Here is a 14,204-nt window from a genome sequence, read left to right as displayed (position 1 = left end):
CCAAGGCACCTATCACTATATATAGTATGTAGTATAATAGACATACTCTATAGGTAGTAGTGCAAGGAGGCCCGACAAATATGTTCAGACAGATACGAAAGAGAGACGGCTCACTGGTCGAGTTTAGGCAAGAGAAGATTACGCTGGCCATACACAAAGCGCTTATCGCTAGTTACCCAGATAGAGCCAAGGACGAGCTGCGAAAACTCGCTGAAGTTATAGCGGACAGGACCATGTATGCTTTGCAGAAAAAGCAGCCTCAGAATAGCTTCCTCTCTGTAGAAGAGGTGCAAGATACCGTTGAAGAGACTCTGATGGAAGTAGGCGAGAGGCAGACGGCCAAGCGCTACATTCGCTACCGTCTGCAGCACGAAGACATCCGTCACAATAAGAAGTCCTTTGTAGACGCTCAGAAATTAGTCTTAGACTACGTCACCCGGGAGGACTGGCGGGTCAATGAAAACTCCAACATGGATTTTTCTTTGCAGGGGCTTAACAACCATGTCATCGCCGAAGTGACCAAGGGCTTTTGGCTGCACCAGCTCTACCCGCCTGAAGTTCGTGAGGCGCATACAGGGGGAGATTTTCACCTGCATGATCTCGGCTTACTAGCACCCTACTGCTGTGGTTGGAGTTTTGAGGACTTACTTAGGCTAGGTTTTAGAGGTGTGCCAGGTAAAGTGGCCTCTGCGCCGCCGCGCCATTTTCGTACAGCCATTGGGCAGCTCGTTAACTTCTTCTACACGCTGCAAGGCGAAGCCGCAGGGGCCCAGGCGGTAAGTTCTTTTGACACTTACTTGGCGCCCTTTGTACGACATGATAAGTTGACCTACAAAGAAGTGCGCCAAGGCATCCAAGAGTTTGTCTATAACTTGAACGTGCCTACACGCGTAGGTTTTCAGACGCCTTTTGTCAATTTAACGATGGATATTATCTGTCCAACTACTTTGGCCGAACAGTCCGTTATCATTGGCGGCGAGCCACAGGCGGCCGTTTACGGAGAGTTTCAAGCCGAGATGGATATGATAAACCTCGCTTTTTGCGATGTCATGATGAAGGGCGATGCCAGCGGACGCATTTTCACTTTCCCCATACCCACCTACAATATTTCCAAGGAGTTTCAGTGGGACAGCCCTGTGGTTGACTCCATTATGGAGATGACTGCTCGCTATGGCATCCCCTACTTCGCTAATTTCGTCAACAGCGATATGTCTCCCGAAGATGCACGAAGCATGTGTTGCCGTTTGCGCCTCGATAATCGTGAGTTGCGCAAGCGCGGGGGCGGTCTCTTTGGTGCCAACCCCCTCACCGGTTCTATTGGCGTAGTGACAATTAATATGGCTCGCCTTGGCTTTTTGGCGCGCACTGAGGAAGAGTTTTTCGTTCGTTTGCAGCGACTGATGGATCTCGCCAAATCTTCGCTTGACATTAAGCGTAAGGTTCTTGAAAAAAATACCGATTTAGGATTATATCCCTATAGCCGTTTTTACTTGCAGGTAGTCAAAGAGCGTTTCGGCGAATACTGGAAGAATCACTTCAATACCATCGGTATTAATGGCATGAATGAAGCGATTATTAATCTCTTAGGCGAGGGCGAGAACATAGCCACACCGCGAGGACAAGCCTTTGCCATTAGAGTGTTAGAGCATATGCGCGGCGCGCTCGTCGATTACCAGCAGGAGACGGGTGATTTGTTTAATCTGGAGGCCACTCCTGCGGAGGGCACGGCCTATCGCTTGGCCAAACTTGACCGCGAAGCCTATGCCACGATGGTTATTCCGGGCAAGAAAGAGCCCTACTATACTAACTCCACCCAACTAGCAGTTGATCATACCGACGACATGTTTGACGCCCTAGACCTGCAGGACGAACTTCAGATTCGCTACACAGGAGGAACAGTTTTCCATGGTTTCTTAGGCGAATCGATTGAAGATGTGGCTGCCTGCAAGCAGTTAGTGCGTAAAGTTATGGAGAACTATCGTATCCCATACTTCACGGTTTCGCCTACTTTTTCCGTTTGCCCAGAGCACGGCTATCAAAGGGGCGAGCACGCTGCTTGTCCCATTTGCGGTGGCAAGGCAGAGATTTGGACTAGGGTGGTGGGCTTCCATCGACCTGTACAGAATTGGAATCTGGGCAAAAAAGAGGAATTTAGAGACCGCCTAGAGTATGTATTGTTTGAGCCATGCGCGGCCAATGACTGAGGGGGAGAAACTCTTTCGAGGGATACAAAAAACTAGCGTTATAGATTTTCCTAAAATACTGGCAGCGGTATTGTTCGTCGGGGGGTGTAACTTTCGTTGTCCCTTTTGTTACAATGCCTCGCTAGTAGAGAAAAAGTCTCCTGTCGTGCCGATGGAGGAAGTCTTTGACTTCCTCCATCGGCGAAGAAGGATACTTGATGGTGTGTGTATCAGTGGCGGGGAACCTACTCTCGCCCCATTTTTAACTGATTTTCTCCGTCAGGTCAAGGCCATGGGCTACCTAGTTAAGCTTGACACCAATGGTTATCGGCCCGAGGTCTTGGAGGGTCTTTTTCGTGCCGGGCTAGTTGACTACATCGCGATGGATGTTAAAAACAGCCCCCAAAAATATACGGCGACCTGTGGTGTATCCCACCTAGACTTGCGTCGTATTAAGGACTCGATTGAGCTTGTCAAATCCGCAGGGGTTCCCTACGAGTTTCGCACCACCTTGTCAACAGAGCTTGTGGACATGGCTGATATTGAGGGCATCGCCGCCTTTGTGGGTAAGGGCCGGGTCTATGCACTGCAGGCGGTGAACCCCGCACAAGTTACTTTAAGCGGCAGGGTGTTTACGCCGCCTCCGCTCCAGAGTATTAAGGAAATGAGTCAAGCCCTCGCTGCTACCTTCCAAGAAGTCGTGATACGTGCGAGGTGACTGGCAAGCCGTTTGGAGCAGCTGCATAAGGTGGGTTATCTTAGGCAAAAACTAGCAAGAAATTTCCACGGAGAGGGGCTAGTGATTGTGCCTAATTCAGACCTCGCTGCCGAACTCGCGTCAGTACAAGAAAACATGTCTAGAGTGCTTGTCTCTGGGCCGCTAAAGTTTACCCGGCGGGGCGGAGCAGAGACGTCCTTATCGAGTGGAAAAATGCTGCGCCCAAAGGTGATCCTGTACACGGGTCTCGCGCTGGGCGGTAGTAGAGAGAAGCTTGTAGACGGTGCAACCGCGGTAGAACTGCTGCACTATGCTTCGATTATTCACGATGACATTATCGATAACGCCACCATGCGGCGTGGGCAAGTGACCCCAAGTGGCGAGTTTGGCCCGCAGAAGGCTGTCCTCTGGGGAGATTATTTCTTCGCTCACGCTCTTCGTTACGCAGGCAAACTCGGCGATCAAGCGGTGCAAGACGTTGGCGAAGCAGTCGAACAAATGGTGCGAGGAGAACTTAAGCAGCTAGAATCTCGGGGAGATCTAACCCTTAGCGCCAAGGATTGCTTGGAACAATGTAAAGGCAAGACAGGGGCGCTCTTGTCGCTAGCCGCCAAGCTTGGCGCAACGGTCGCTAAATCGCCCTACACTATACGTGCCCTAGCGGGAGAATTTGGCGAACGATTTGGCATCGTCTTTCAGTGGCGTGACGACTATCTAGACTACTTCGGTGACAGTAGCACCCTCGGGAAAACAGTGGGGCGCGATATGTGTGAAGGTGTGGTGACCTTGCCGCTCCTTCTCGCTGCACACCTGTCCCCGCAGGAGCAGTTGATACGCGCGTTTGCGGAGCGGTCTCTCGCCGCGGAGAACTTGCCTGAAGTGCGCCGCTGGATTGTAGAGTCTGGTGCTGAACAACGATTTTTGCAGATGATGCGTGAGCAAGAGCACTTAGCTCTAGCCGCCTTGAAGTGCTTGCCGCCAAGCTTTTACAGGGATGCTCTCGCGAGCATTGTGCAAAACGGCACTGTTACCACGGGGCATGGCTAAAAATACTTTGACAGAGGTCTCGAGTTCATTTATTATCGTAGTGATAGGGACAGTGATATATAGTCCCGTACATCGACATGGATGCTCGGATCATTATTTTTGGGCAGACCATTGTCATCAATTTGCGGGACATATAGATATAACATAAGGAGGAATAAAAGTGCAAAAAGGAAACACCAAGTTGCTCGTAGCCGCCGTAGTTGCCCTCGTCCTCATCGTCGCCTTGGCCTTTATTTTGCCAGGAATGCTGCGCGAACCCGAACCTGAACCCGTGGCCTTTAGAGTGGGGGTAGTTCTTTCGACCGGTGGTAGGGGTGACAATTCATTTAATGACGCCGCTATCGTTGGTTTGGAGAAAGCCGTTGCTGAGCTTGGTATCGAGTTCAGTTACCAAGAGCCAGCAGAAGTACCGCAAATGGAAGAGTTCCATCGTCTATTTGCCCAAGAGAAGATGGACTTAATTATCGGTGTAGGCTTCTTGCAAGCCGACGCGATTACTAAGGTCGCCCAGGAGTTCCCGGAGCAAAAGTGGGCCGTAGTTGATACAGTTATCGACCTGCCCAATGTAAAATCCTTAGTCTTTAGAGAGCACGAAGGCTCTTTCTTGGCTGGCGCCTTGGCTAACATGATGACCGAAACTAACAACGTTGGTTTCGTCGGCGGCATGCAAATTCCACTTATTACTAGGTTCAAACTAGGCTACATGCATGGCGTTGAGCACGTCAATGCACTGCGGGGCAGAAATGTAACCGTGCAATCTGCCTACATTGGCACTACCGGTGCGGCCTTTAGAGATCCCGGTCGTGGCAAGGAATTGGCCTTAGCGCAAATCGCTCAAGGCGCTGACATCATCTACCATGCCGCTGGTGGTAGCGGACAAGGCGTTTTCGAAGCCGCCGCTGAAAAGGGCGTAAAAGCTATCGGCGTTGACTCTAACCAAAACTGGGTTAAGCCTGGCTCGATTCTCGCCAGCATGATGAAGCGTGTGGATGTAGCCGTGTTTGATGCCATTAAGGCGACCAAGGAGGGCACATTTGCAGCAGGCGCGACTTCCTTTGGCGTAAAAGAAGGCGGCATCGGCCTCACGGATCTCGCCGCTGTCACCGACGTAGAAAAAGCGGCCCTGAACAATGACGCTGCACAAATCGCCCTTATTCAAGCGATGAAGGATGCAATTCCAGCTGATGTTCGTCAACTTATCGCCGATCTATCGGCACAGATTGCCGACGGCAGGATTGTAGTTCGTTCCGAGTAAATTTGACGCGGGAGAGGAATTTACCATGCAACCCATTTTAGAAATGCGACAGATAACGAAGAGATTCCCAGGTGTGCTAGCGAGTGACAATGTCAACATTAGCCTCTACCCTGGGGAAATTCTCGCCATCATCGGGGAAAATGGTGCTGGCAAGTCTACTTTGATGAACATTCTCTTTGGCTTGTACCAGCCTGACGAAGGACAAATTTTCATCAAGGGCGAGCCGGTTAAAATTCTGAACCCAAATCAAGCTATCGCACAAGGTATAGGAATGGTTCACCAGCATTTTATGCTGGTGAACCCTTTTACCGTTGCCGAAAACATCGTTCTGGGCGCAGAGCCGCGCCAGGGGGTCTTCTTAGACATCGACAAGGCGCGCAAAGCCGTCTCCGAGGTGTCGCATCGCTACGGTCTCCGTGTTAAGCCCGACGCCACCATTGAGGAGCTGCCTGTCGGCATACAGCAGAGGGTAGAGATTCTTAAGATTCTCTATCGTGGTGCGGAGATTATCGTGCTTGATGAGCCTACCGCTGTGCTTAACCCCCAAGAGATTAGAGAACTCTACGCCATCATGCAAAACCTTACTTCGCAGGGAAAAAGCATTATTTTCATCTCCCACAAGCTCAATGAGGTTATGGCGACCAGTCAGCGTGTGACCGTCATGCGTAGAGGTAAAGTAATGGGTACGGTAGCGACCAAGGATACCTCGCCTGCTGAGTTAGCCAACCTTATGGTAGGGCGACATGTGTTCCTGCAGGTGGATAAGAAGCCTACCCAGGTCGGGAGAACTATTCTCGCGGTGGAGGACTTGGTGGCTAAGGATGTATCTGGCGAAAAACTGCTCGACCGTGTAAGTTTTGAGATTAGGGCGGGAGAGATCCTGGGAGTAGCGGGCGTCGAAGGCAATGGGCAGACTGAATTGGTGGAAGTTCTTACGGGCTTACGCCGCGCGTCAAGCGGTACCGTGCGCCTTAACGGCCAAGACATCACGCAGTTTACCGCTCGCCAAATTAAGGAGAGTAAAGTGGGGCACATTCCCGAAGACAGACAAAAGAGAGGGCTAGAGCTCGACTTCTCGGTTAAGGAGAACCTTATTTTCGGTTTTCATTACAAACCACCCTTTGCTGAACATGGCTTCTTGAATCTACCGGCCATGGCTAGCCATGCCGACAAGATGATCGAAGAATTTGACATTAGAACACCCCATGCGGAAACAATGGTCCGCTCTCTTTCGGGCGGCAATCAGCAAAAAGTCATCATTGCGCGTGAGATGCACCAGAATCCGGATTTACTGATTGCCTCGCAGCCCTCGCGCGGGGTAGACATTGGTGCCATTGAATTTATTCACCGCCGCATTGTTCTGCATCGCGATGCCGGTAAAGCGGTCCTCCTCATTTCACCCGAGTTGTCGGAGGTGCTGTCGCTAAGTGATAGAGTAGCTGTTATTTATGAGGGCCAGATCATGGGTATCTTGAATAGTAACGAGGTCACTGAGGAGCAACTCGGCCTCATGATGGCTGGTATCAGGCCCGAAGAACAGCAGCACCTTGAGGAGAGGAGACCCACCAATGGCTAGTAAAGAAAGCAAACAATCCGGCCTGCAGGAGATCTTGGTTCCGCTGGGGGCCATTATACTCGGTCTTTTGGTAGGCGCGGTTATTATACTCACTATGGGGGAGAACCCCTTTCGTGCTTACGCCGCCCTGTTCTACGGCGCTTTTGGCAGCCTGAATAGGATTCTGGGTACTCTAACGCGGGCTACGCCCATCATTATTACTGGGCTTGCCGTCGCTTTGCCTTTTAAGGCAGGTCTCTTTAACATCGGAGTAGAGGGACAGATGCTTATGGGGGCACTTGCGGCCGCCATTGTGGGTAGCAACTTAAGAGGTCTGCCATTAGCAGTGCACTTGCCGCTGACCATTGTAGCTGCTGCACTTGGCGGAGGCCTGTGGGCGTTAATCCCTGCTTGGCTCAAGGCCAAGCGCGGCATTCACGAAGTAATTAATACCATTATGATGAATTTTATCGCCAACGCGGTGTTGGCTTACATGGTAGTTGAAGTTTTGCGTGCCCCTGGGGAAATGATTCCCAAGACACCACCTATATTAAGCACGGCTTTGCTCGCCCGCTTTAGCGACTTTATTCCGGGCATTACTGCGCGTCTAAATATGGGCTTCATCTTGGCGCTTCTCGCGGCTGTAGCCCTGTACTACTTTCTCTGGAGAACTACCACTGGGTACGAAATTAGGGCAGTAGGACTTAACTCCAAGGCGGCAGAATATGCCGGCATTAATGTTCCTAACCGCATTGTAATGGCCATGGTGCTTTCTGGCGTGCTAGCTGGTCTGGCAGGTGCGGAGCGCATTCTCGGCTTTGATAGAACCTTGGCACTCGGGTTTTCGCCTGGTTTTGGCTTTGAGGGCATCGCCGTTGCCTTGTTGGGACGCAATCATCCTGTGGGGGTAATTCTGGCCGCGATCCTCTTTGGGGCTTTGTCGAGTGGCGGCGTGTGGCTAAGCTTTGCCACCGATGTGCCGTCCGACATTGTTGTGGTATTACAGGCGACCATTATCTTTTTTGTGGCCGCCGATCAGATTGTACGCGCCATAATCCTGCCGAAAAAGAAGGGAGCAGCCTAGAATGGGTACTGTTTTTGACATCACTCTCTTGATGGCCACTTTACGGTCAGCTGCTCCGCTAGTTTTGGCCGCGCTCGGGGGTATATATGCGGAGAGGTCGGGCGTAGTAAATATTGCTCTGGAAGGCAAGATGCTAACCGGCGCCTTTGCCGCCGTTGTCGTCGCTTACTACACTGGGAATCCTTGGCTAGGAGTGTTGGCGGCCATACTTACAGGTGGCGTCATGGCCTATATCTTTGCGGTAGTGAGCATTAAGTACCGGGCCAACCAAGTAGTAAGCGGGGTAGCAATTAACATGCTGGCAGCCGGTCTTACGGTTTTTATGATGCGAGTATTCTTTGGGACCGCTGGCACGAGCCCAGCCGTGACCAGGTTGCCTGCCATTGGTCCTTTCACGCCGTTGGTCTATCTGGCGCCACTTTTGGTGGCGGTAACTTTCGTTGTCTTGTATCGTACGCCTTGGGGCTTGTGGATTCGGGCGGTGGGAGAGCATCCTAAAGCCGCTGCCACTGTAGGTATAAATGTTATCGGTGTCCGGTATGCCTGTGTAGTATTAAGTGGTATGCTGGCCGGAGTTGCCGGTGCTCATCTCTCTATTGGTACTCTGAGTGTGTTCGTGCGCGATATGACGGCTGGGCGGGGTTTCATCGCTTTGGCAGCCATGATTTTTGGCAAGTGGCATCCTCTGGGAGCACTCGCTGCCTCCTTGCTATTTGGCTTTTCCGAGGCACTGCAAATGCGCCTGCAGGGTGGCGGCATACCCAGTCAGCTCATTCAGGCCGTCCCCTATGTGTTTACCATGATTGTGCTGGCTGGCTTCGTGGGGCGAGCCACGGCCCCAGCAGCCTTAGGCGAGCCTTTCCGTAAAGAATAAGCGACCATGATAGTGCTGTCTGTGACTTTTGTACCCACAAAGACAGCTTTCCCAAAATTAAACTGCACTTTTGGTATAGACAGATAGGACAGGCCGATTTATGATAGTCATAGTATGGCAAAGAGGTGAAGTAATTTGTTGTATGTGTTAGCTCTTTGCGGAGCTTTTGCCGTAGTGACAGCCATGATGCCTCGGCTTTATGGTTTTTCTGTTAAACACGGCATTGTAGATCAACCCTCTGCCCGCAAAGTTCATGAGATCCCTATGCCTTTTGTGGGGGCAGCTTTGTGGATGGGCCTTTCGCTTTTGATATGGGCTCTCCCTATCGATAGAGGCTTCGCGCTAGGATTGTCGCTCGGCGGTACCATAGCCTTCGCCGTGGGCTTTGTCGACGACCTAGTCAAGAGCAGGGGCGGCGATATGCCCGCTGCACCAAAATTTTTGGGACAAGTTTTAGCAGCTACCGCGCTTTACTGGGCCGGTGTGCAAGTTGAGTTTCTCTCTAATCCCTTCTCGGGCGGTCTTATCTTCTTAGCTCCAGGACTGAGCTGGCTAGTGACGGTGGTCTGGGTGGTCGCTGTCACCAACATCATTAACTTCATGGATGGCCTGGATGGCTTAGCCTGCGGTATAGTGAACATCGCCGCTTTGACCATGGGCATTATTGCGTACTTTATGGGGCAGCCCACAACACTCCTAGTTTCCTTGGTGCTGGTAGGTGGAACACTAGCTTTTCTACGCTACAACTTTAATCCCGCCAAAGTGTTTCTCGGTGATGGCGGGGCCTACTTCCTCGGTTTCGTCTTAGCTGCCGTTTCAGTTGAAGGAGCCTTTAAGTCGGCGACTCTAGTAGGCCTCTTGGTCCCCTTACTGGTCCTGGGGCTACCCATTTTTGACACAGTGTACAATATTGTGCGCCGTTTGCTAAGTGGGAAACCCATCTATGTGGCCGACCGCGGGCATACGCATCACCGCCTGCTGCAGGCAGGGCTCAGCCAGAAACAGACTGTCCTCGTCATGTACTTGGTCAGCATTTGTTTTTCACTTACGGCACTCGTCGTCATGTTCGCCAGCAGATGGTAGTGACCCCTAAAAGCTCTGAAATACTGCGACTACTGAGGGAGCTCTACCCGCATGCGAGGTGCGAGCTCAACTTCAGTAGTCCTTTTGAACTTCTCATCGCCACCATTTTATCGGCGCAGTGCACTGACCAGCGCGTCAATCTCATTACCGCCCGCCTTTTTGCCAAGTATCAGCACCCTCTAGACTATGTCCACGTTGCCTTAGAGGAGTTAGAAGGTGACATTCGCTCCTCTGGACTTTACCGCAGTAAAGCACGGAACATTGCCGCCTGTTGCCGTGATCTATGTGCGAAGTATAATTGCCAAGTACCCGCGACACTTTTAGAATTAAATGCCTTGCCGGGGGTGGGGCGCAAAACAGCCAATGTTGTTGCCGCTACCGCCTTTAATGTCCCGGCACTCGCCGTCGACACACATGTTTTTCGCGTGGCTCGCCGCCTAGGGCTAGCTTTCGGCAGAACGCCCGAGAAAGTAGAACAGGAACTATGTGCTAAGTTTCCACCCGAGGACTGGATCTCTCTGCATCACTTGCTCATTTGGCATGGACGCCGCACCTGCCACGCGAGAAAGCCGCAATGCCACCTCTGCCGACTCAGCGACTGGTGCGACTATCAACAATAACAAAGAGGAGGCTTCGCCATGAGTAATGTCTTAACTATCATCGGAGACCCCCTGCTCACTTACGGACAAAAGTTAGTAGCCTTGGCTCGGGTGGCCGAAAACAGTGTTGACGTGCTAACGATTTCTCAGGCGGCGCAGGAGCTACGTCAAGCGGGGGTAATTTGTGACTTAGGTGAGGGGAATGCGCCCTACCGCCCGCGCTACACCGTGCCCGATTACGACCTATTTATGCGGCAGGGGAGTATATTCTTGGAGTTGTCCCCTCCAGAGAGTCTTGAGGACGCAATCCATAACTTGCTTATTCTCTACAAGCAGGTGCCGTCTATTACCACTTTTCCGGTCTACTTGGGCAATATAGACATTCTCCTTAATCCCTTTGTAGAAGAGGATGAAGTGTCCTACAGAGCGATTAAGCGATTTTTACTCCACATCGATCGTACTCTGACAGATTCTTTTTGCCACGCTAACTTGGGGCCACAAGAGACTGTAGCGGGTCGGATGATACTCAGGGTACAGCGCGAGCTGCAAGCGGCAGTGCCTAACCTTACTCTCAAGTACGATGACAGCACTAGCCAAGAAATGGCTCTCGATGCTGTGCAAACCGCCCTGCTAACTGCCAAGCCTAGTTTCGCTAACAATGCCATCTTTCGTCACGACTTTGGTGGCGACTATGCCATCGCGTCTTGCTACAATGGCTTAGCCATAGGTGGCGGAAGTTACACCTTGGTGCGGCTTAATCTTAGCCGGCTGGCTAAGCTAGCGCAGGACTACAAAATGTTTAAAGACACATTACTGCCCTTTGCCGTTCGTCACATGCTCTCCTACATGGATGAGAGGGTGCGCTTCTTAGTGGAGGAGTCATCGTTCTTCGCTAGCAACTTCCTTGTTACAGAAGGGCTTCTTCGCCGTGACAAATTTACCGCGATGTTTGGCGTAGTAGGACTAGCGGAGTGCATCAACGCACTGCGCGGCAATCCAGCAGGCCTAGGCGATAGATTTGGTCATAACGCAGAGGCCACCGCCCTTGGTGTAGAGGTAGTAGCCGAGATTGAGCGGCTTGTGGGCGAGCATACTAACCCGTATCTAGAAGCCACACATGGCAAGTACCTACTCCATGCGCAGGTGGGCATAGACACGGATTTCGACTGTTCCCCAGGTTGCCGCATCCCTATCGGCGAGGAGCCGACTTTATACGCGCATATCATGCAGTCAGCGCCCTTCCATAAGTTCTTTCCCTCCGGCATCGGCGATGTCTTTAGTTTCGACGCCACTGTAAAAAGCAACCCTGAGTTCGTCCTTGACATAGTGCGAGGGGCCATGAAGAACGGCCTGCGGTACTTCTCGGCATATTCCTCCGATTCAGACGTGGTACGTATAACGGGTTACCTAGTCAAAAAATCGGAGATGGAGGCGCTAGCTCGCGGGAAGCAGGTGCGAAATAGTGCCGTAACGCTCGGCAAGGGGGCCGCCGAAAACCAAGGAGTACTGCACCGCAAGCTACGAGCGCAGGAGGAATAAATGCAGGGCTACTGCCGTAAAATTATCCCCTTTAGCAGTGTAGATGGGCCGGGTAATCGCACAGTCATTTTTCTGCAAGGCTGTAATTTTCATTGCTTTTACTGCCACAACCCAGAGACGCAGCCCCTAGGTGGTAGCGGCCAGCCAGATGCCGATGTTGTCAGCAGGGACCACATGGAGTTAGTGGCGGAAGTTCTGTTGTATCGGGATTTTATACGGGGGGTCACCCTGTCTGGTGGGGAGTGCACAGTCCAGCTGCCCTTTCTTATGGCACTTTGCCAGGAGCTACAGAATAACAAGATTGAGGTCTTCATAGACACCAACGGTCACCTTGCCCACGCGGATTTTCGTCGCCTCTGCCAGTACGTGGATGCTTGTATGTTCGATATTAAAGCCATGGACGAGGCTGTTCACCTACAGCTGACCGGGCAGAGCAATAACTTAGTGCTGCAAAACTTGCGCTATGCCATCGAACTTCAGAAAATCTATGAAATCCGTACCGTTATTGTGCCAGACCTACTGCCAAACTGTCACACCGTTATAGAAGCAAGTCGGTTAATCAGCAGAGACCCTCGCATTCGCTACAAACTTATTAAGTTTCGCCCCCGCGGCGTACAAGCTTTGCTCCCCACCATGCACATGCCGAGCGATGACTACATGGTGGAGCTTTGTACCTTGGCCAGAAGTTGTGGCGTGGCAATTTGCCTCACGGTTTAATTTGCGTGACTTTAGGCGGCCCCGAGGGAGCAGAGATAGAAAAGAGAGCTGGCCAGTAGGGCCAGCTCTCTTGCCAAAAGGTCTAGTGCTCAATCAAGTGGTTGACATGCTCCCAGTTCACGATATTCCACCAAGCGGCAATCCATTCGGCGCGGCGATTCTGGTACTTGAGGTAGTAAGCATGTTCCCAAACATCCACCGTGAGAAGTGGCATGCCATCTACTAAAGTCACGTCCTGGTGCTTCTCGATGGTAGTTATGTAGAGATTGCGGAGCGTAGCGGAGTAAACGAGCAGCGCCCAACCAGAGCCCTCTACCGCTGCAGCAGCAGCGGAAAACTGTTTCTTAAACGCTTCAAAGCTACCAAAACTCTCGTTAATATGCTTTAGGATGTGGCCCGTTGGTTCTCCGCCTCCCGTTGGCGACATGGTGGCCCAGAAGAGTTTGTGCATAATGTGGCCACTGCCATGAAAGGCGAGCTCACGTTGCCAGTGCTTGATTAAGGCATAGTCACCGCTGACGCGTGCCTCTTCAAGCTTGTCCTCGGCTTTGTTTAGCCCATCGACGTAGGCCTGGTGATGCTTGGTGTGGTGTAACTTCACAGTGGCCTCGTCGTAGTGCGGCTCCAGAGCATTGTAAGCATAGGGCAGTTCGGGTAGGACATGTTTTTTTGTCATAAGGGACCACCTTTCCTTAAATTTCACCCCTACTAGTATTCGCCTTTGTCAGGGATCTACCTGCGGGGAGAAGATTGCATTACTCGCGTTCCCATCGTTGCCGCGCCAAGAAGAGGCGTGGTAGAAGAATTTGTTCTGCCACCAAGGCGCCAAGCGTACCTAAGAGCTGCGTCAAAACGACGAGCACGATTAAGACCGGCCAGGCGAGAGCAAAGAGTCGGTTACCAGTGACATAGTGCGAGAGAGTAGCAGCCACCAGTAAGGCCAGGGTGGGATAGCTGGCTGCGACGGAGCGCATGGAGCGCGTACTGCTGGCCCGTCGCGCCAGGCACCAGGCCGCCGCTTCGGTCAATACACCGGCAATAACGATAGCCGCGCTCATAAAGAGGCTCACTAGTCCCATCACTGTCGCCAAGACTAAGGACGTAGCCAGAATGGTGCCTCTCTTTCCGGCGATCATAACTGGCAAGGCCATCATCAGGCTGAGAAGCGGTGACAATAGCGCGAACTTTAACCCCGGAATTGGCACAGCGAGGTACAAGAGATAGCCGCTGGCCGCAGCTGTCGTCCCAACTAGCGCCATCGTAGTCATCTGCCGCGGCGAGAATTGCACAAGCTCACCCCCACTCTGTATTCTTTCGCCAGATGCACTTCATATTCCTTCTGCGGCACTACTTTAGAGGCAGGAAGCAGGAAACTTGCCCTATACCCCCTTTGTGAGTAATGCCCTCGCGGCATTCAACGAGACAGATGGCGCAAAGCTTTGTTTGAGCCATCCGTATGGAGGTCCTCCTACTCATCAGTAGGGGGATTCAGTTTTTCGCGCATCCAATACGGCGTCATGATGTGCCAACCCTTGGACGCAGGGTGGTTT

General features: G+C 52.0%; 13 protein-coding genes. 11 read left to right on the top strand and 2 right to left on the bottom strand.

Features of this window, described 5'->3' with window-relative positions:
- The first annotated feature begins 80 nt into the window (after window positions 1–80).
- From KGZ92_10240 to KGZ92_10190, 11 genes are all read left to right on the top strand, one after another.
- Complete coding sequence (locus tag KGZ92_10240; protein ID MBS3889644.1) at window positions 81–2,204, top strand: ribonucleoside triphosphate reductase; 2,124 nt, start codon at window positions 81–83, stop codon at window positions 2,202–2,204.
- On the top strand, window positions 2,179–2,901 hold the full coding sequence (locus tag KGZ92_10235; protein MBS3889643.1) for an anaerobic ribonucleoside-triphosphate reductase activating protein: 723 nt from the start codon (window positions 2,179–2,181) through the stop codon (window positions 2,899–2,901). Before KGZ92_10240 ends, KGZ92_10235 begins: the two co-directional genes overlap by 26 nt.
- A gap of 87 nt (window positions 2,902–2,988) precedes the next feature.
- Window positions 2,989–3,948: a polyprenyl synthetase family protein gene (locus KGZ92_10230; protein MBS3889642.1), complete on the top strand. Its 960-nt coding sequence runs from the start codon at window positions 2,989–2,991 to the stop codon at window positions 3,946–3,948.
- 160 nt (window positions 3,949–4,108) lie between these two features.
- Window positions 4,109–5,203 (top strand): BMP family ABC transporter substrate-binding protein, encoded by a 1,095-nt coding sequence (locus KGZ92_10225; protein MBS3889641.1) that lies wholly within the window; start codon window positions 4,109–4,111, stop codon window positions 5,201–5,203.
- A gap of 25 nt (window positions 5,204–5,228) precedes the next feature.
- On the top strand, window positions 5,229–6,779 hold the full coding sequence (locus KGZ92_10220; protein MBS3889640.1) for an ABC transporter ATP-binding protein: 1,551 nt from the start codon (window positions 5,229–5,231) through the stop codon (window positions 6,777–6,779).
- Window positions 6,772–7,842 carry an ABC transporter permease gene (locus KGZ92_10215; protein ID MBS3889639.1) on the top strand — a complete coding sequence of 357 codons (1,071 nt, stop codon included), beginning with the start codon at window positions 6,772–6,774 and terminating at the stop codon, window positions 7,840–7,842. The genes KGZ92_10220 and KGZ92_10215 overlap by 8 nt, the downstream gene beginning before the upstream one ends.
- 1 nt (window position 7,843) lies before the next feature.
- A complete protein-coding gene (locus KGZ92_10210) occupies window positions 7,844–8,716 on the top strand; it encodes an ABC transporter permease (protein ID MBS3889638.1) in 873 nt (290 codons plus the stop codon).
- 135 nt (window positions 8,717–8,851) lie between these two features.
- The gene (locus KGZ92_10205) at window positions 8,852–9,799 is read left to right on the top strand and encodes an undecaprenyl/decaprenyl-phosphate alpha-N-acetylglucosaminyl 1-phosphate transferase (protein ID MBS3889637.1); all 948 of its coding nucleotides are present in this window, start codon (window positions 8,852–8,854) and stop codon (window positions 9,797–9,799) included.
- Complete coding sequence (gene nth, locus KGZ92_10200) at window positions 9,793–10,419, top strand: endonuclease III (protein MBS3889636.1); 627 nt, start codon at window positions 9,793–9,795, stop codon at window positions 10,417–10,419. The genes KGZ92_10205 and nth overlap by 7 nt, the downstream gene beginning before the upstream one ends.
- A gap of 18 nt (window positions 10,420–10,437) precedes the next feature.
- Window positions 10,438–11,937 (top strand): YjjI family glycine radical enzyme, encoded by a 1,500-nt coding sequence (locus KGZ92_10195; protein MBS3889635.1) that lies wholly within the window; start codon window positions 10,438–10,440, stop codon window positions 11,935–11,937.
- A complete protein-coding gene (locus KGZ92_10190; protein MBS3889634.1) occupies window positions 11,938–12,654 on the top strand; it encodes a radical SAM protein in 717 nt (238 codons plus the stop codon). It begins immediately after the preceding gene.
- Window positions 12,655–12,736: 82 nt separating this feature from the next.
- Here KGZ92_10190 and KGZ92_10185 read toward each other — a convergent pair whose 3' ends face one another.
- Window positions 12,737–13,330, bottom strand: coding sequence for a superoxide dismutase (locus KGZ92_10185; protein ID MBS3889633.1), 594 nt, complete (start codon window positions 13,328–13,330; stop codon window positions 12,737–12,739).
- 79 nt (window positions 13,331–13,409) lie between these two features.
- A complete protein-coding gene (locus tag KGZ92_10180) occupies window positions 13,410–13,943 on the bottom strand; it encodes a hypothetical protein (protein ID MBS3889632.1) in 534 nt (177 codons plus the stop codon).
- Between the last annotated feature and the right edge of the window lie 261 nt (window positions 13,944–14,204).

This window comes from Bacillota bacterium, from assembly GCA_018333655.1.
Lineage (GTDB): Bacteria > Bacillota > UBA994 > UBA994 > UBA994 > BS524.
Note: the sequence above shows the minus strand (reverse complement) of the source record. Positions and strands in the feature narration are given on the sequence as shown.